Source organism: Marinomonas vaga (assembly GCF_055388305.1).
In genome coordinates, this window is the sequence record NZ_AP043903.1 from 2579274 (window position 1) to 2596527 (window position 17254).

A 17254-nucleotide genomic window follows, 5' to 3' on the forward strand; every position below is an offset into this window, starting at 1 on the left:
CGGTCCGTCTAACCTAGACGTAATAAAAAAGCCCTGTCCAATGCAATTGGACAGGGCTTTTTAGATGGGGCGTGTGCCTAGCCTTTACGGCGGCGGAACGCTGAGTTTACAGATTTAGAGGTTACGTCTAATTTGGCCATGATAAGGGCCATTTCATCTGCTTGCTCTTGCTGTGCTGCTTTTAGCTTCTCAGCGCGCTCCTGTTTAGCTTGTTTTTCAGCTTCTCGTAGCATTTTCTGGATGCTGCTTTGGCTGCGTGTGGTGCGCTTTACAGAAGAAGGTTTGGTTGGATCTTCCATTTTAGATGCCGCAGGGCTATCTAGGCGATCTTCGCCAATAAGTTCACCAAAAAACGATGAAGCAGTAGGCTTTGGTTCATCTTTCTTTGGTAAAGCAACTTGATGTACTTCTGTTTTCTTTGTTGCAGCTTTACGACCAGGTGTTTTCTTTGGTTGCTCAGCAGTGGACACGCCATTGGTGTCAAACATTGCTTTTTTGCCAAAGTTTAGTTGGCTCGCTTTGTTGGCGGTTTGGCCAATCTTGTAACCACGTAAGCTTTCTGCGTTGTAGATTGAAATGTAATCTTGCTCTAGCTCATACAATTCTTCTTTATCGCGGGTTTCGTACAGTTCTTCTACTGAAAATGCATCAACACCGTGGGCACGGATTTCTTCATACAGCGGGTAGTCAAGGTTTTCATTGGCAGCTTCGACGTATTGTTCGAAGCGCTGAAAGCCGCTGTTAAATGATGTGCCGACGTAGTGTTTTCCAGTGACATTATTTGTGATTTTAAAAACGACCAAAATCGCTGCCTCTTGAATTTCTTACAGTCAAAAACATAGCGCCGCCACCGCCATTATTTGGCAGTGCCGACGCTAGTGAATACATTAGTTTTAAAGTTTGATTACGAGATTTAGCCCGTCTCGTACATGAAGGTGGACATTTTCCACTCTCGGGTCTGTTGCGATGCGTTTATTCATTGCATCCACTGCAACATCGCTGTTCTCTTCAGGAGAGAGAACTCGTCCCTGCCAAATTGAGTTGTCGATTACGATCAGGCCGCCGCTGCGAACGAGTGGTACGACTGCTTCGTAATAATTTAGATAGTTGCGCTTATCGGCATCGATAAACACAAAATCTAGAGGCCCTTCTAAAGACTCGATTGTCTCTAGTGCAGGACCAAAAATAGGTGTGATCTTATGTCCGAACGGACTGCGATCAAAAAAGGATTGCGCAAATTCAATTGCGCGGGGGTTGGTTTCACAGCAAGTTAAACTGCCGTCCTCAGGCATGCCTTCTGCAATCGAGAGGGCTGAATAACCTGTAAACATACCTATCTCTAGAGCACGTTTAGGTTGGTGGATCTTAGTCAACAGTTTTAGAGTGCGACCGATTGTGCGTCCTGACAATTTATTTGGGTAACCCATATCAGAGTACGTCTTCTCGACGAGTTCCAATAATAAGTCGGGTTCTGCTTGAGTAGTCTCAACACAGTAATTGTCAATTGCTTCGTGATCCATAAGGCCTTTGGTATCGAACAGTTTTGTTGTGAAACGGCGGCTATTTTAACGTGCTAGATTTTAATGTCTATGGCAGAAATGCATAAAAAAAGGTTGATTTTTGTGAGTCCGAAAAAATCTCTTTTCCAACCGAGGAATATGTGTGCATTGGGTCGCAAAGTAGTCAAAGAAATGTTAGGTTATCCGCCTTAAATTTACATGTGCTCTGGCGTATGGAGCACCACTGACTCCGATAGGGGAACAAAAATGCCAGTAATTACTTTACCAGATGGAAGCCAACGCTCATTTCCTGAAGCAGTAACTTTAATGCAAGTCGCAGAAGACATTGGTCCGGGCTTGGCGAAAGCCACCGTAGCCGGAAAGATCAATGGTCAACTGGTTGATGCTTGCGAATTGATTACCGAAGACTCTGATGTAAGTTTGGTAACCGGACGTGATGATGAAGGTTTAGAAATCATTCGTCACTCCTTTGCCCATTTGGTAGGCCATGCCGTTAAACAGTTATTTCCAACGGCAAAAATGGCCATCGGCCCAGTTATTGATGAAGGTTTTTATTACGATATTGCCTACGAACGCCCATTCACTCCGGATGATATGGCAGCGATTGAAAAGCGTATCGGTGAACTCATCAAGAAAGATTACGATGTCATCAAGAAGATGACGCCTGTCGATCAAGCCCGAGCTCAGTTTGTAGAGCGTGGTGAAGATTATAAGGTTCAGCTAATTGACGATATGGACGACTCTGTAAAAGAGGTTGGCTTATATCATCATGAAGAATATATGGATATGTGTCGTGGTCCTCACGTGCCAAATACCCGTGTGCTTCGTCACTTTAAATTGATGAAACTGGCGGGAGCTTACTGGCGTGGTGACTCTAACAATGAGCAGTTGCAGCGTATTTATGGTACCGCTTGGTCCGATAAAAAGGATCTAAAAGCCTATTTGACTCGTATCGAAGAAGCTGAAAAGCGTGACCACCGTAAGTTAGGTAAAAAGCTTGACCTGTTCCATGTGCAAGAAGAAGCCCCAGGTATGGTGTTTTGGCATCCTAAAGGATGGTCTCTCTACCAAATCGTAGAGCAGTACATGCGTCAGAAGCAGCGTCAAAACGGTTATCAAGAAGTTAAGACACCACAAATCGTTGATCGCGTATTGTGGGAAAAGTCTGGGCACTGGGGTAAATACCACGAAAACATGTTCACCACTCATTCGGAAAACCGTGATTACGCGGTGAAACCAATGAACTGCCCATGTCATGTTCAGGTATACAACCAAGGTTTGAAGAGTTACCGTGATTTGCCATTCCGTATGGCGGAGTTTGGTTCTTGTCACCGTAACGAGCCGTCCGGTGCGCTACACGGTATTATGCGTGTACGTAACTTTGTTCAGGATGACGGTCATATCTTTGTGACAGAAGATCAAATTCAGTCTGAAGTGTCTGAATTTATCGACTTGCTCCATGAAGTGTATGCAGATTTTGGTTTTGACCAAATTATCTACCGACTGTCTACTCGACCAGAACAGCGTGTTGGATCGGATGAAGTTTGGGATAAAGCTGAAAAAGCACTGGCCGATGCCTTGAACTCCGCTCAATTAGAGTGGGAAGAATTGCCAGGAGAAGGGGCTTTTTATGGCCCTAAAATCGAGTTCTCATTGAAAGATGCAATCGGCCGTGTATGGCAATGTGGCACAATCCAAGTGGATTTCTCAATGCCAAATCGCTTGAACGCCCAATATGTTTCAGAAGATGGCTCACGTCAAACACCTGTCATGTTGCACCGTGCTATTGTCGGTTCACTTGAGCGTTTCATTGGTATTTTGATTGAGGAAACGGAAGGGGCTTTCCCAGCTTGGCTGGCGCCTGAGCAAGTTGTAATCATGAATATTACGGATCGTCAGGCAGAATATTGCCAGAATTTAGAGAAAACTCTTAATTCTAATGGCTTCCGAGCAAAACTTGACTTGAGAAACGAGAAGATCGGGTTTAAAATCCGCGAGCATACTCTACAAAGAGTGCCATATTTGATCGTTGTCGGTGATAAAGAAGTCGAAAATCAGCAGGTTGCTGTTCGTACTCGCTCTGGCGAAGATCTTGGTGTGATGAGTATCAAAGATTTTGAAGACTTGCTTCAAAACGAAGTCTCACGCCGTAGTCGTAAATAAAAAATGGAGATAGAGCTATAAAAGGTAATATGAATCGTGGACGCGCTAACGCGAAACAACGTCCTCAAATCAACGAAAACATTCGAGCTACCGAAGTGCGCTTAATTGGCGCTGAAGGTGATCAAATTGGTGTTGTTTCGATTGAAGAAGCACTAGAAGCGTCTCAAGCTGCAGGCTTAGACCTAGTGCAGATTGCTGATTCAGATCCGATTGTTTGCAAAATCATGGACTACGGTAAGCATGTGTTCGAGCAGAAAAAGGCGAAAGCCGCTCAACGCAAGAATGCGAAGCAAATCCAAGTTAAAGAAATGAAATTCCGTCCAGGGACGGAGGAAGGGGATTATCAGGTAAAACTCCGCAACCTGATACGTTTCCTTGAAGGAGGGGATAAGGCCAAGGTTTCGTTACGTTACCGCGGTCGTGAAATGGCCCATCAGGAGCTTGGCATGCAACTTATGAATCGAGTCGCTCAAGACTTAGATGAACATGGTGTAGTAGAGCAAGCTGCGAAAATGGAAGGTCGTCAATTGACTATGGTGCTGGCCCCTAAAAAGAAGAAGTAATAAAGGCGGCTAAGTCTTGGACTTAGCCCTTGTTATTACATTTAACATTAACGAATGCGAGAGTGGTTTTACCATGCCAAAAATTAAATCTAACAGTAGTGCTCTAAAGCGCTTCAAACGTACCGCAAACGGTTTTAAACATAAGCAGTCTTTCACTAGTCACATTCTGACTAAAAAGTCTACTAAGCGTAAGCGTCAACTTCGTTCAATGCAGCAGATCAAATCTTGCGATAAGCCATTGATCGTTCGAATGCTTCCATACGCTTAATCGATATTTTCAGTCAACAACTAGTTAAAGGGTTTATATTATGCCTCGCGTAAAACGTGGTGTTCAGGCTCGTCGCCGTCACAAAAAGATTTTAAAGCAAGCTAAAGGTTACTACGGTGCTCGTAGCCGTGTATTTCGTGTAGCGAAACAAGCGGTTATCAAAGCAGGTCAATACGCTTACCGTGACCGTCGTCAACGTAAACGTCAATTCCGTGCTCTATGGATTGCGCGTATCAACGCTGCGGCTCGTCTAAACGGTCTATCTTACAGCCGCTTCATTGCTGGCCTTAAGAAAGCTTCTATTGAAATCGACCGTAAAGTATTGGCTGACTTGGCAGTTTACGAAAAAGAAGTTTTTGCTGCGATCGTTGAAAAAGCGAAAGCAAGCTTGGCTTAATTCAGACGTAGTGCCTAGAGTGAATTTACACCTCGTGTGTCCTCACTCAAGCAGTCTTTGATAGGGGAAGAGCCAACGCTCTTCCCCTATTTTATTTTTTGGAGTATGAAATGGAGAACCTAAACCAGATTCTTGCTGACGCATTAGCTGCGGTGGCTGCATCTGATAATGAGGCCGGTCTGGATGCAGTACGTGTACAGTATCTAGGTAAAAAAGGCGCTCTAACATCGCTGTTAAAACAGCTTGGTAACGTGGCACCAGAAGATCGTCCAAAGTTTGGTCAATTGGTGAACGAAGCCAAACAGCAAGTACAAGAGAAAATGAATGAGCGTAAGACTGCCTTAGCAGCCGCTGCATTGAATGCAAAACTTGCTAACGAAACCATTGATATTACCTTGTCTGGTAAAGGTCAAGAAATCGGTGGTTTGCACCCAGTTACTCGTACTATGGAACGAATCGAAAACTTCTTCCGTGGTATTGGTTTTGATGTGGCATCTGGGCCTGAAATCGAAGATGACTACCATAACTTCGAAGCCCTAAACATTCCGGCGCATCACCCCGCCCGTGCCATGCAAGACACGTTTTATTTTAATCCGAATACGGTGTTGCGGACCCATACTTCTCCTGTACAAGTGCGTACGATGGAAAATAATCAGCCACCGATTCGTATTATCTGTCCAGGCCGTGTATACCGAAGCGATTCGGATCAGACACACACACCTATGTTCCATCAAGTTGAAGGCTTGTTGATCGACGAAAACATTTCCTTCGCTGATTTGAAGGGCATTTTGCAACAGTTCCTAAATGTCTTCTTTGAAGATGATTTGAAAGTGCGTTTCCGTCCTAGTTACTTCCCATTTACTGAGCCATCCATTGAAGTGGATATCATGCGTACGAACAGCAAGGGCGAAGAATCCTGGTTGGAAGTATTAGGCTGTGGCATGGTGCATCCAAAAGTCCTTGAAATGTCTGGGATTGATCCTGAGAAATACACTGGCTTTGCCTTTGGTATGGGTGTCGAGCGTTTCGCCATGCTGCGTTACAAAGTTGACGACCTACGTATGTTCTTCGAAAACGATCTTCGTTTCCTAACGCAATTCAAGTAAGGACCAAGGCTAACTATGAAATTCAGTGAAAATTGGCTAAGAGAGTGGGTCAATCCTAACGTCACTACGGATGAGCTGGTGGCTCAAGTGACATTGGCTGGTCTAGAAGTAGACGAAGTGGAAGCCGCTGCCGGGGAGTTTACCGGTGTTGTCGTGGGTGAAATCCTTGCGGCAGAACAACACCCAAATGCTGACAAACTACAAGTTTGTACTGTGTCGGATGGCACAGAGCAATTCCAAGTAGTGTGTGGTGCACCCAATGCTCGCCCAGGTATCAAGATTCCATTTGCTAAAATCGGTGCGGTTCTTGGCGGTGATTTCAAAATCAAAAAAGCGAAATTGCGTCAGGTAGAATCCTTCGGCATGTTGTGTTCTGCGTCAGAGCTTAAGATCAGTGATGATCATGATGGTATTCTTGAGCTGGCAGCCGATGCCCCAGTGGGTGCTGATATCCGTGAATACTTAAGCTTAGATGACAGCATTATTGACGTTGACTTAACGCCAAACCGTGCGGACTGCCTAAGCATCGCAGGTTTAGCTCGCGAAGTGGGTGTTATCAACAAAGTGGACCTGACGCCTGTCGCAATCGAAACTCAAGCGGTAAGCATCGATGAGACATTCCCTGTGCGCGTCGAAGCAACAGAAGGCTGTCCTCGTTACCTTGGTCGTGTGATCAAGGGTGTTAACGTCAAGGCTGAAACACCTTTGTGGATGGTTGAGAAACTACGTCGTAGCGGTATTCGTTCGATTGACCCGATTGTGGACATTACTAACTATGTAATGATCGAATTAGGTCAACCGATGCATGCGTTTGATTTAAACAATTTGTCTGGCTCTGTTGTTGTGCGTATGGCAGAAGAGGGCGAAAAGCTACTTCTACTTGACGGACAAGAGATCGCACTTCGTTCTGATACTATGGTGATTGCCGATGAGCAGAAGCCTTTAGCGATGGCTGGCATCATGGGTGGTGAGCATTCAGGTGTGAACGAGCAAACTCAAACGATCTTCCTTGAAAGTGCGTTCTTTGCACCACTGGCTTTGGCTGGTAAAGCTCGTTCGTACGGTTTGCACACGGACTCTTCCCATCGTTTTGAGCGTGGCGTGGATGCGACTTTAGCGCCTAAAGCTATGGAGCGAGCTACCCAGTTGATCCTTGAGATTGCTGGCGGTGAAGTGGGCCCAGTGAATGAGGCGGTTACAGAGGCGAACCTGCCAAAAGCCAATCAAGTGACCTTGCGTCGTAAGAAGCTAGATCAATACTTGGCCACCTCGCTAGATAAAGATCTGGTGACAGATATCTTGACCCGCCTTGATCTAGAAATGGTTGAAGTGACGGATGAAGCATGGGTGACCGTTGCACCGTCCCATCGTTTTGATATCGAGATTGAAGCGGACTTGATCGAAGAGGTAGCACGTATCTACGGGTACGATAATCTGCCTTCGTCTATGCCAACAGCAGCGGTGGATTTCACGCCGTCTTCTGAGAGCAAAACACCGATTCAGGCGTTGCGTGCCACACTCGTGTCTCAAGGTTATCAAGAAGCCGTCACTTACAGCTTTATTGATCCTGCTGTAAGCAAGCAATTCTTCCCTGAGATCGATCCTGTGCCCCTTGAAAACCCTATCTCGGGTGATATGGGTGTGATGCGCCCAAGTCTATTACCAGGCTTGGTGAAAGTGTATCTACACAACCAAAACCGTCAGCAGTCTCGAGTTCGTATCTTTGAAACAGGCAGCCGTTTTGTTGGGGATGTGAACAAGCTAGACGAGTTGGATCAAAAGCATCAAGTTGCTGGTCTGATTGCCGGTTCGCGTTACCCTGAAGGTTGGTATCACAACAGTGAAAAAGTGGACTTCTACGATCTAAAAGCACACGTTGAAGCGATTTTTGCGTTGAACCAAGGTCCTAAGCCTGAGTTTGAGCGTGCGGACGAAGTGTACTTACACCCAGGCCGTTCCGCTTACGTGCTTGTCAATGGTGAGCGTGTAGGTGTGATTGGTGAGTTGCATCCACAATTGGCGAAGCAATTGGGCACGAACCAAGCCGTGTATGTTTTTGAGATCGACCTTGTCACGGTATTAGGAGCTAAGCTGCCTGAATACCAGCGTATTTCTAAGTTCCCAGAAGTGCGTCGCGATCTAGCTTTATTGGTTAAGCGTGAAACGCCAGTGAAAGCATTGGAATCTGTGATTGCTGAGTTCGCTGGTGAAGCCTTCAAAAAAGTCACTGTTTTCGACATTTATCAGGGCCAAGGCATTGATGAATCAGAAAAAAGTGTCGCTCTAGGCTTGACGTGGCAGCATCCTTCACACACTCTTAGTGATGAAGAAGTGAACAGCGCTGTGGAAGCAGTGACTGGTGCGCTTGCAGATAAGCTAGGAGCGGTAATTCGGGGGTAATAGTATGGCGTCCTTGACGAAAGCAGACATTGCAGAAAATTTAGTCGATTCCATGGGAATGAGTAAAAAAGATGCGAAAGACCTCGTAGAGAGCTTCTTTGACACGGTCAGAGAAACCTTAGTGGAGGGGGAGCAGGTCAAGTTATCAGGTTTTGGTAACTTTGAAGTGCGCGAAAAGAGCCAACGTCCAGGACGTAACCCGAAAACAGGTGAGGAGATTCCTATTACGGCTCGTACCGTAGTGACCTTCAAGCCTGGCCAGAAGCTCAAGTCTAAAGTCGAAAGCTACATGAAAGAGTAGCTGACGCTGAACTTAAAAAGCCGCTAGTGATCTAGCGGCTTTTTTTATGGTCAAAATGTAAGCGGTGTTTGATTGAGTTTAGAAAAGCTCAATATTGCTGCTGCCAGCTTTAGAATCCGTGAACACACTTGATTTTGGTGTGTCCACTTCTTCGCCTCCCAAAGCGGCTTGGTGGCGAGCACGTTGCTCCTCCATCTTATATTCCTTATGCAGTAGCTCTAAATCCAAAGGTTCGAGATTTCTCAGCTCCGTTTTTTCCATGGCGGAGTTGTCCAAGTTAGTAAAATAGTCATCAATGGTCTTGTGGGCCGAAATCACTTGCTCAAGTCGCTGGCGGGTAATGTCTTGGAACTGCGCCCCAGCAAAAATTTCTGCAATGGTGTTAATGAGGTTGGCTGAGGTGGAATCCACTTTGTCTCTGACCGACTCCTGTAACTCACTCAAATGCTCTAGCTCTTTGATGGCATCTAAAAACGCGTCTGCAAACTCGTGTAGAGAGTCATGGGTGTCTTCATTGGACTCATGCTCATAGAAGCCTTGTAAGCTATCATGGACCTCTTTGATGACGCTCGTGATGGCTGAATCGATCCGCGTTGCCACATCCAGAGATTGGTTCGATAAGGTGCGTACTTCGTTAGCGACCACCGCAAAGCCTCGACCAGCATCGCCTGCTCGCGCGGCTTCGATGGCAGCGTTCAGGGCTAATAGGTTGGTTTGCTCGGCAATGTTTTTTACTAAATCAGTGAGTTCCGAAAGCTTGTCCAACTGTCCCAGTGCTTTCTCAACGGATTTGGCTCTGTCTTGATTGGCGGTGACCTGAGTGGTTAGGAAGTTACTCAGCTCGTAGGCGTTAGTGGTTTTTTGCGCCAGTTTTTCACTATAGCGATTAGTTGTGTGTGACGTATTAGCAATGGCCTCCAATATCTCCTGTAGCGCATTGGTGGCCTCGTTTTCTGCCGTGTGGATCTTAGTCATGAGGTTCATGGCCGCATCATCTGTCAGTTCAATGATGCCATTAAGCTGTTGGTCGAGAATGCGATTGCATTGTTTAACGGTGCCATTGGACTCTTTATAACGACTGATGCAGTCCAGCATGTGCTCTTGATCCAATAGATCGGACTCCATCAGATACATACAGCCTAAGTCCACAAAAGCAATTTTGATCTTTTGCTTTCTCAAGTAAAAACGATAGCAGATGCCACACAAATAACCGCCTACTAAACCGAGCAGCAGTATACCGCTCACAACAGCCCATAGTGGCATGTTAAAACTTTGTGATTGTAAGAAAGCCTCAGCCCCAGCAATGGCAAGAGCCGTTAGCAGAGCAGTGGTGATCGTCAACTTGAGAATCTCTTTTCGTGACGATCGTTGTTCAGATAAGTTAGGGGTTACGTCAGACATGCCGCCTCCTCATACAAAATGCTTATCCGGCTGGATTATGCGCCGGGCAGCACTTTTTTGATTACGTCCGTTAGGTCTGTAGGGGAAACTGGCTTCACCAGCCAGCCTGTTGCTCCAGCAGCTTTAGCTTCCACTTTTTTCGATTGTTGGGACTCTGTGGTCAGCATCAAAATTGGTTTAAAGCGCATGTTGGGCAGCTTCTTAAGTTCTTTAATCAGACTGATGCCGTCCATGTTTGGCATGTTTAAATCGGTGATCACAAGGTCAGGAGAATACTGAGGGACAAGTGTTAGTGCGCTGGCACCATCGGTAACTGTTTTCACGTCAAAGCCTGCTCGCTTTAAAACGCCTTCCATGCTCATTAACATGGTGAGCGAGTCGTCGACCAGTAGTATTTTTTTCATAATCGGCTCCTAATTGATCATCAAATCCAGTTCGTGGGCGAGCATGTGATAATCCAAAGCCCCTCGACTTTTGGGGGCGTAGTCTTGAATCGGTGAGCCCGCCTCAAATGCTTCCGCTAAAGCGATATTTGTTCTGATACCTCTTAAAAGTTTGCTCGAACCAAAGCGGTTTGACAGTGTGTTTATTACTCGCTTTTGTAAGCGTATGTGACGGTCTTCCATGATGGGTAAAAGTCCAATGAGCTTTAGTGATGGGTTGTGTGAAAGGGCCACATCTTTAAACAATTCGCTCAATTGCATAACGCCCATTAAAGCCAGTGAATGGGGAATAAAGGGCACTAATACCCAATTAGAACAAGCCAATGCAGAGAGAAGGGCGTTACTGAGTGATGGGGGAGTATCTATGATGACTAGATCAAAACCTGAATCTGAGAGCTGTTCAAGTTTCACTTTCAAGATGGCGATGTCAGGTGGCAGGCTGGATTCGTTAAAGTTCAGGTCTGCGGGAATCACAGCGAGCCCCTCGTAATGCGTCTGGATCACGGTGTGGCCAATAGGTAAGTCATGGGAGAGTACCTTGTGAATGCCTGGACTTTTTGCCAGCATGGCATCGTGGCCGATGAGCCCCAAGGTAGCATGTCCCTGGGAATCCAAATCAATGACAAGCACACGTTTACCTTGTGCTGCCCAGTGGCGTGAGAGGTTTACCACTGTAGTGGATTTGCCCATGCCTCCTTTACGATTGCACACCGTCATCACATCCATTGTTATGGCTCCATTACACTAGCAAAGCTGGTCTGCCATAGTTTGAGCATGTCAGGGTCTTCTGGTGTCATGCTGACCGCCGGTTGTTTACACAGAATGATTTGTGTCAGGGCCGTATGGATATGGGTGACAGATTTTAGGTTTAGTTTGCCTTTAGGGTGATCTAGCAACCATTGCAACAGTTCGTCACCTTCTTCAATACTGCATACATCTTTGAACACCGCTACATTCGTTTTGTATGTTATTGGCATGACAGTAGCTCCTTAATATTGAGGATTAATAAAACTCGACCGTCTCCCAATAGAGCGGATCCTGCATAGTAGTTATATTGCGCCATCAAGCCTGCAAGGGGTTTTTGGACGATATCAATGCCTTCATGGAATTGATCCACTTTCAGCGCCACGTCTTCACCATTCAGGTTCATGATTAATAATGGACACTCTTCCAGAGGTTCCACATAGGGCAACCCCAATAAATCATGAAGGGAGATCACGGGAATCACTTTGTCTCGCAAAATGATGGCTTCCCCTTGCTTGATACGTTTTAGGCGACTGTGGGGGACCTTGACGGTTTCGACGATGTTTTCCATGGAGATGCCGAAGCATTGTTCCTGAACTTCAATCATCATGACTCGGCTGACGGCCATGGTCAGTGGTAAGAACAAACGAATGGTGGTGCCTTTACCCAATTCGCTTTGAATGGTTACGCGGCCACCTGCTTGCTGTATCAAGCCGTTGACCACATCCATTCCCACGCCTCGACCAGACAAGTCTGATACTTGTTCCGCGGTTGAGAATCCCGGAGCGAAGATCAAGTACAGGGCCTCTTGATCCGTCATAGACTCTAATTTTGCTTCATCTATGATGCCCTTGTTGTAGGCGTTGTACTTGAGTTTTTGAGGGTCCATACCGCGGCCGTCGTCGGACACTTCGATAATGACTTGGTCGTCCTTGGGAATGGCGCGAAGACATAGTGTGCCTTGGCTTGGTTTACCGGTAGATTGGCGTTCGTCTGCGGTTTCAAAGCCATGATCAAGACTGTTGCGCACCAGGTGGATCAAAGGATCGGCTAGGTTCTCCACCACATTTTTATCGGCTTCGCTTTGCTCTCCTTCTAACACCAGTTGTATGTCTTTATTGAGTTTACGAGAGAGGTCGCGTACTAACCGAGGGAAGCGCTGGAAGATGGTAGAAACAGGCACCATACGGATCTGCATCATGGTGCTTTGCATGGCTTCCGCTAAGCGATTAATGACGGCGTATTGGCTTTTAATTTCTTTTGCCAAAGCACGTACGTTAAATTCATCTTCTGCTTTCTTAGCAAGGTATGGCAGGCTATTTTTTGCCACCACCAGCTCTCCCACAAGATCCATAAGTAGGTCAATGCGTTGTTGGTCAACCTTGAGAACTTGAGGAGGCTTTTGGGTTTCGGCTTTCTCTGCCTTTGTTGGCGCTTGCGTGACTTCTGATTGACGTTGAGAGGGAGCTTGGGAAACGAGCACTTCAGATACATGCTGTGGTTGGTCTCCCGTTTCCATAGCAAGAGCGTCATCACTTCGTTGTGATTGTTCTTGTCGCACGATGGCAGCCATATCCAGTTCGTCGTCAGGATCTTGAATCGAATCAGAAGCTTCAGGAGCCTTTTCAAGGGTAGGCTCGTTTTGAGTGACCTGGGTTATAAAGTTAATGAGTGCCTCAGGGCTGTTAGCCGCAGCGATGCCTTCAAGTTTAGCCAGTAGGCTGCTTTCTTTCAGGATGTTACCCAGGATGTGCACCACCGATTGCACTCGGCTGGCTGCGTCAGAGTCTGTCGCATGATCTAGCATCTGAATTTGAGCATTGAGCAGAGTAATGTGTACGTCTGTTAAGGCGGTGCTGGTATTAGGGGTTGCTTGTTCTGGTTCATTTGCTTCTGAGTCAGAGACTTCTGACTCAATTGTCATTGAGCTAGCGGGTGCGCAGGATTCAAACTCACCGGTTAAGTAAGCCCGATGCAATTGCTCCATGAGTTCAGGTTCGGCTGCGTCCTTTTGACTAACGGCGCACATCCAGCGTAAGCAAGAGGCTTGATAGGTGTCTGGATTAGCTAATGAAAGAGAAGGCCCTAAAAGCTTCGAGATATCACTCCAATCCTGGTTTTCAATGGCCTCTGCCAGTAGCGGTTCAAGGTCTTGGAAAAGTGATGTGTCATCAGACCACTCACCCTTAGGGATGACCAAATCAGATAGGTCAATTTCGGCATAGGTTATGTCGTCTTCCACATAGCGATAATGATCTAACACAGCTTCTAGATCGGCAGTGGAAAGTACGGTGAATTGCACGTTGCACTGATAAGGGTCCAGCTCGCAGAGTTCGTTCCATGGCATGAGGGCTGACATGGCGAGGTGCTCGCAGGCGGGCGTATTACGCGCGGTGAAAAGTGGGTCATCTCCAGCAAAGAAACAATCTTGTTTTGGCACATAATGAACCATTACAGCGCTGTCATGTTCAGTGAAAACGCGATAACGATCTGCCTCAGGTAGGTTGGCCACATGCTCAGACAAATTTTCAAGGGACTGCTCATTGACCAGTGTGGCCTTGGAGCTCTCTTGGATTATAGCCGTATCGCTTGAAGCGGGGCGGATGGCTTCCAACGCGGCAATGTGAGGTTGAGCAACCTGCTCCGCATCGCTACCAAGCTCGCCGGTGGCCTCCAGCTCATCGATCCAAGCCGTGATCTGATCCATAGCGTCTAATAAGATATCTATGTGGGAAGAGGTCAATGACAACTGCCCGCCACGGGACAGATCGAGGATGTCTTCTGCCACGTGCATTAAGCTGGTAAAAGGCCCTAACTCAAATAACCCAGAAGAACCTTTAATGGTATGCATGGCCCGAAACAAGTTCTGCATGGTGGTATCGTCATCAGGGTTCCGCTCCAATGCTAAGAAGCATTGGCTTGCTTCCTCTAAGTTATCGCGAGATTCGGAAATGAAGGACTCGAGCATCTTGTTCATTGGGCACCTCCTGTTAGGCAGTCTGCGTAAGCGTGCAGCGTATCCAAACGAACCGGCTTAACCAGATAAAAATTAGCGCCAGCGGCATAAGCACGTTCACTATCGTGGTCAGCTTCTTCGGTGCTGATCATGATGATCGGAGTGGACTGAAAAGTTGTTGAGTGACGGATTTCCTTCACGAGAGTGTAGCCATCCATCTTCGGCATGTTGATGTCGATCAGAAAGAGATCAAAGGTCTGATCTGACGCTCGCTCAAGCGCTTCGATGCCATTTTCGGCTTCTTCAACCTCATAACCTAGGCTTTCCATGAGTTGTCGGTGATACATGCGTACAGTGGTTGCGTCGTCGACAATGAGTATTTTTTTCATGGACTGTGTCTCCTATACACTCGGCTTTTGATAAGCAAGCGCATGGTGGAACTTGCGAATCTTAAATAATGAAGAAATGCGGCTCATAGACTCAGAGTGGCCTAGGAAAATAAAGCCACCTGGCGCTAGGGTGTCATACAGAGATTCTGCAGCGCTGCGACGTGAGCTATCATCGAAATAGATCAATACATTTCGGCAAAAGATCAAGTCGATATCCCGATATCGCTTCATTTGTAATTGGTCGTTTAAATTGACCTGAGAGAAATGCACGCAACTACGCAAATCATCACAGGCCTGATACATGCCATCTTCTCTTTTGGTGAAGTATTTTTTCAGTAGTACCTTATCCAAATACTGAACGGATCGTTCGCTAAATAATCCTGCTTTGGCCTTATTAATAACGGCTGAGTCAATGTCAGAAGACATGAGCTCCACGTCAATGTGTTGGATAGAGGGCCAGCGTTCCATTAGGTAAATGGCGATGGAATAGGGCTCTTCCCCTGTACTTGATGGGATTGACCAAATCTTGAGTTCCCGTTTGCCTTGTACTTTGACAATTTCGTCCAGTAACTCCTGCACCATGCAGTCGAATTGATGAGACTCTCGGAAAAAGTAGGTCTCGTTCACCGTCATGGTGTTGATCAGCTGTTGTAATTCTTCACCTGATGCTTGGAAGCGCATGTGAGTGAAGTAATCTCGGAAGGTCGACGCTTGGGTCTGACGCATTCTTTCAACTAAACGTTTGTCTACGAAGTAGCGTTTGCTGTCTTCAAAACGAATACCGGTCTTACGATAAAAAAAGTCACGGAAGCGTTCAAAGTCTGCGGTTGAGATTTTTAAATTGGCGTCTTGTTTAGTCAGAGTCATGAGCTATCCGCCTTTTAAACGTTGAAGAGCCAAATCGACAATGAAACTAATATAAGGCTCATTTGGGAAGCGGACTTTTACTTGCTCAATAGCAGGCAAATGCTCTGGGTTACCGACTTCAATAAGGCGGTCAATGGCGGTCGCCACCACATTCACGTGTTCATCATTTTTGATGACATCCATAAGCCACAGGGGCGTGTCAGGGTGGGCTAGGGTTTGTAAGATGTCGATGGCAAAGATGCGCACGTCTGAGTCATCATCATGCAGCAGTGAGGAAATGTGTTTACTGACTTCCTCAGGCATGCCTTGCAAGATTTCAATGATGCCATTACGAAGTCCCACGTCTTCTGAGCGAAGAAACGGGACTAGGCCTTCAAATACTCGCGCTCCGCCTATGTACTGTAAGCTGACCAGAATGGCGCCCTTGACGCGCACATTTGGCTCACGCGCTAGTGCATTAATTAATGCTGGAGCGGCGACGCTGAATTCTTTCAGTTCCCGAGCAGCTAATCGTCGTGCGGCAGGGTCTTGGCTTTCTAGTGTTTCTAACCATTCCCGCAGGCCTTTGCCGTCGTAGGGATGCTCCGGCGCATTTTCTAGGGACATTGCGGAGGCTTTCTTAAGCACCATGAGATCACTCCTATTCTTAATTCATCACCCATTGGATAAGCTGCTGAGCCACCTTATGGGACGGCATAATGCAGCTTGCGCCATTGAGTTTGATTAATTCTTTTGGCATACCAAACACCACTGCGGTTTCTTCCGACTCGGCGATGGTGAGAGCCCCCCGTTGTTTGGCTGAGGCCATTTCCTGTGCACCGTCGTTGCCCATCCCTGTCAGCTGAACACACACCATGCGTTTAGGTGAGCAGGCTCGGTTCGCTGATTCCACCATTCTGGAGACACTCGGATGCCACAAGAATTGCTCCGATGCGGGAGCAGGTTGGGCGATAAAGCGTTTGTTGCGGCGCTGGATGATGAGATCTGCTTCCCCGCGAGCGATATACACATTCCCCGGTTTTAACTCGGTAACTGTTTCCACGTGGGTCACATTGATTGGGACCAAAGCATTGAGACGCTTGCTGAGGTTTTTGGTAAAAGAGGCGGGCATGTGTTGGGCGATCACAATGGGAGCGCTGAAGTCTTGGGGTAGCTGAGTCAAGACATCTTCTAAGGTGCTTGGCCCCCCGGTAGATACGCCAATCAAGACCAAATCAATCTTTTCTGAAGGGACGGTGGACAATGGCGCAGATTGACTGGGGGCTTTTACATGGACTGGCGGTCTTGATGTGACCTGCTGGTTGCGATAAGCAATGGGAGCAGGTTTACGTTTTGCTTTAAGGCGTGCCTTTAATGCCACTTCAATCTTAGTGATCAGCTCTGGGAAGGTGTTTTCAATGTTGAGGGAAACGGTGCCCCCTGGCTTGCAGACATAGTCCACGGCCCCCAGTTGGATGGCTTCAATGGTGGACATGGCACCACGCTTGGTTAATGATGACAGCATGATGGTTGGGCAGGGCTGCTTTTCCATAATATGGCTCAAGCAGGTTAAGCCATCCATCACGGGCATGTTTATGTCCAAAGTAATGGCATCTGGTGATAGGCGTTCTAATTTATCTAGGCACTCTTCTCCATTGCGAGCAATCTCCACACGAAAGCCGCTAGAGCGCAAAAACTCGCCAATGTGTTTGCGCATTAATGCGGAGTCATCCACCACTAGAATCAATTCATTCATG

At 46.8% G+C, this 17254-nt stretch carries 18 protein-coding genes; 7 read left to right on the top strand and 11 right to left on the bottom strand.

What is annotated here, in order from left to right; genetic code table 11:
- Positions 1-77 precede the first annotated feature (77 nt).
- Positions 78-803, bottom strand: a complete 726-nt coding sequence (locus ACZ5DR_RS12090; protein ID WP_377369692.1) for a hypothetical protein — start codon at positions 801-803, stop codon at positions 78-80.
- A 90-nt stretch (positions 804-893) separates the two neighbouring features.
- Complete coding sequence (locus ACZ5DR_RS12095; protein WP_377369694.1) at positions 894-1520, bottom strand: O-methyltransferase; 627 nt, start codon at positions 1518-1520, stop codon at positions 894-896.
- A gap of 246 nt (positions 1521-1766) precedes the next feature.
- Here ACZ5DR_RS12095 and thrS point away from each other — a divergent pair, with 246 nt between their 5' ends.
- The 7 genes from thrS to ACZ5DR_RS12130 all read left to right on the top strand — a co-directional run bounded on the left by thrS (position 1767) and on the right by ACZ5DR_RS12130 (position 8718).
- The gene (thrS, locus tag ACZ5DR_RS12100; protein WP_377369696.1) at positions 1767-3683 is read left to right on the top strand and encodes a threonine--tRNA ligase; all 1917 of its coding nucleotides are present in this window, start codon (positions 1767-1769) and stop codon (positions 3681-3683) included.
- A gap of 29 nt (positions 3684-3712) precedes the next feature.
- The gene (gene infC / locus ACZ5DR_RS12105) at positions 3713-4246 is read left to right on the top strand and encodes a translation initiation factor IF-3 (protein WP_377369698.1); all 534 of its coding nucleotides are present in this window, start codon (positions 3713-3715) and stop codon (positions 4244-4246) included.
- 73 nt (positions 4247-4319) lie between these two features.
- Positions 4320-4514: a 50S ribosomal protein L35 gene (gene rpmI, locus ACZ5DR_RS12110; RefSeq protein ID WP_067210550.1), complete on the top strand. Its 195-nt coding sequence runs from the start codon at positions 4320-4322 to the stop codon at positions 4512-4514.
- Positions 4515-4554: 40 nt separating this feature from the next.
- On the top strand, positions 4555-4911 hold the full coding sequence (gene rplT / locus ACZ5DR_RS12115; RefSeq protein ID WP_140588345.1) for a 50S ribosomal protein L20: 357 nt from the start codon (positions 4555-4557) through the stop codon (positions 4909-4911).
- Positions 4912-5021: 110 nt separating this feature from the next.
- Entirely contained in the window at positions 5022-6017 is a 996-nt protein-coding gene (gene pheS, locus ACZ5DR_RS12120) for a phenylalanine--tRNA ligase subunit alpha (RefSeq protein ID WP_377369700.1), read from the top strand.
- 15 nt (positions 6018-6032) lie between these two features.
- The gene (pheT, locus tag ACZ5DR_RS12125; RefSeq protein WP_377369702.1) at positions 6033-8417 is read left to right on the top strand and encodes a phenylalanine--tRNA ligase subunit beta; all 2385 of its coding nucleotides are present in this window, start codon (positions 6033-6035) and stop codon (positions 8415-8417) included.
- A gap of 4 nt (positions 8418-8421) precedes the next feature.
- The gene (locus ACZ5DR_RS12130; protein WP_377369704.1) at positions 8422-8718 is read left to right on the top strand and encodes an integration host factor subunit alpha; all 297 of its coding nucleotides are present in this window, start codon (positions 8422-8424) and stop codon (positions 8716-8718) included.
- A gap of 78 nt (positions 8719-8796) precedes the next feature.
- Here the strand turns inward: ACZ5DR_RS12130 and ACZ5DR_RS12135 are convergent, their stop codons facing one another.
- From ACZ5DR_RS12135 to cheB, 9 genes are read right to left on the bottom strand one after another with little or no spacing between them, the layout of a single operon-like run.
- A complete protein-coding gene (locus ACZ5DR_RS12135) occupies positions 8797-10119 on the bottom strand; it encodes a methyl-accepting chemotaxis protein (RefSeq protein ID WP_377369706.1) in 1323 nt (440 codons plus the stop codon).
- Positions 10120-10154: 35 nt separating this feature from the next.
- Entirely contained in the window at positions 10155-10523 is a 369-nt protein-coding gene (locus ACZ5DR_RS12140; RefSeq protein ID WP_464543601.1) for a response regulator, read from the bottom strand.
- Between the two features lie 9 nt (positions 10524-10532).
- Complete coding sequence (locus ACZ5DR_RS12145; protein ID WP_377369708.1) at positions 10533-11288, bottom strand: ParA family protein; 756 nt, start codon at positions 11286-11288, stop codon at positions 10533-10535.
- Between the two features lie 2 nt (positions 11289-11290).
- Positions 11291-11539: a hypothetical protein gene (locus tag ACZ5DR_RS12150; protein WP_377369710.1), complete on the bottom strand. Its 249-nt coding sequence runs from the start codon at positions 11537-11539 to the stop codon at positions 11291-11293.
- The gene (locus tag ACZ5DR_RS12155) at positions 11530-14283 is read right to left on the bottom strand and encodes a chemotaxis protein CheA (RefSeq protein ID WP_377369712.1); all 2754 of its coding nucleotides are present in this window, start codon (positions 14281-14283) and stop codon (positions 11530-11532) included. The genes ACZ5DR_RS12150 and ACZ5DR_RS12155 overlap by 10 nt, the downstream gene beginning before the upstream one ends.
- Complete coding sequence (locus tag ACZ5DR_RS12160; RefSeq protein ID WP_377369714.1) at positions 14280-14651, bottom strand: response regulator; 372 nt, start codon at positions 14649-14651, stop codon at positions 14280-14282. Before ACZ5DR_RS12160 ends, ACZ5DR_RS12155 begins: the two co-directional genes overlap by 4 nt.
- Positions 14652-14663: 12 nt before the next feature.
- Positions 14664-15518, bottom strand: coding sequence for a CheR family methyltransferase (locus tag ACZ5DR_RS12165; RefSeq protein WP_377369716.1), 855 nt, complete (start codon positions 15516-15518; stop codon positions 14664-14666).
- Between the two features lie 3 nt (positions 15519-15521).
- Complete coding sequence (locus ACZ5DR_RS12170) at positions 15522-16148, bottom strand: HEAT repeat domain-containing protein (protein ID WP_377369718.1); 627 nt, start codon at positions 16146-16148, stop codon at positions 15522-15524.
- 16 nt (positions 16149-16164) lie between these two features.
- Entirely contained in the window at positions 16165-17253 is a 1089-nt protein-coding gene (gene cheB / locus ACZ5DR_RS12175; protein ID WP_377369720.1) for a chemotaxis-specific protein-glutamate methyltransferase CheB, read from the bottom strand.
- Position 17254 lies beyond the last annotated feature (1 nt).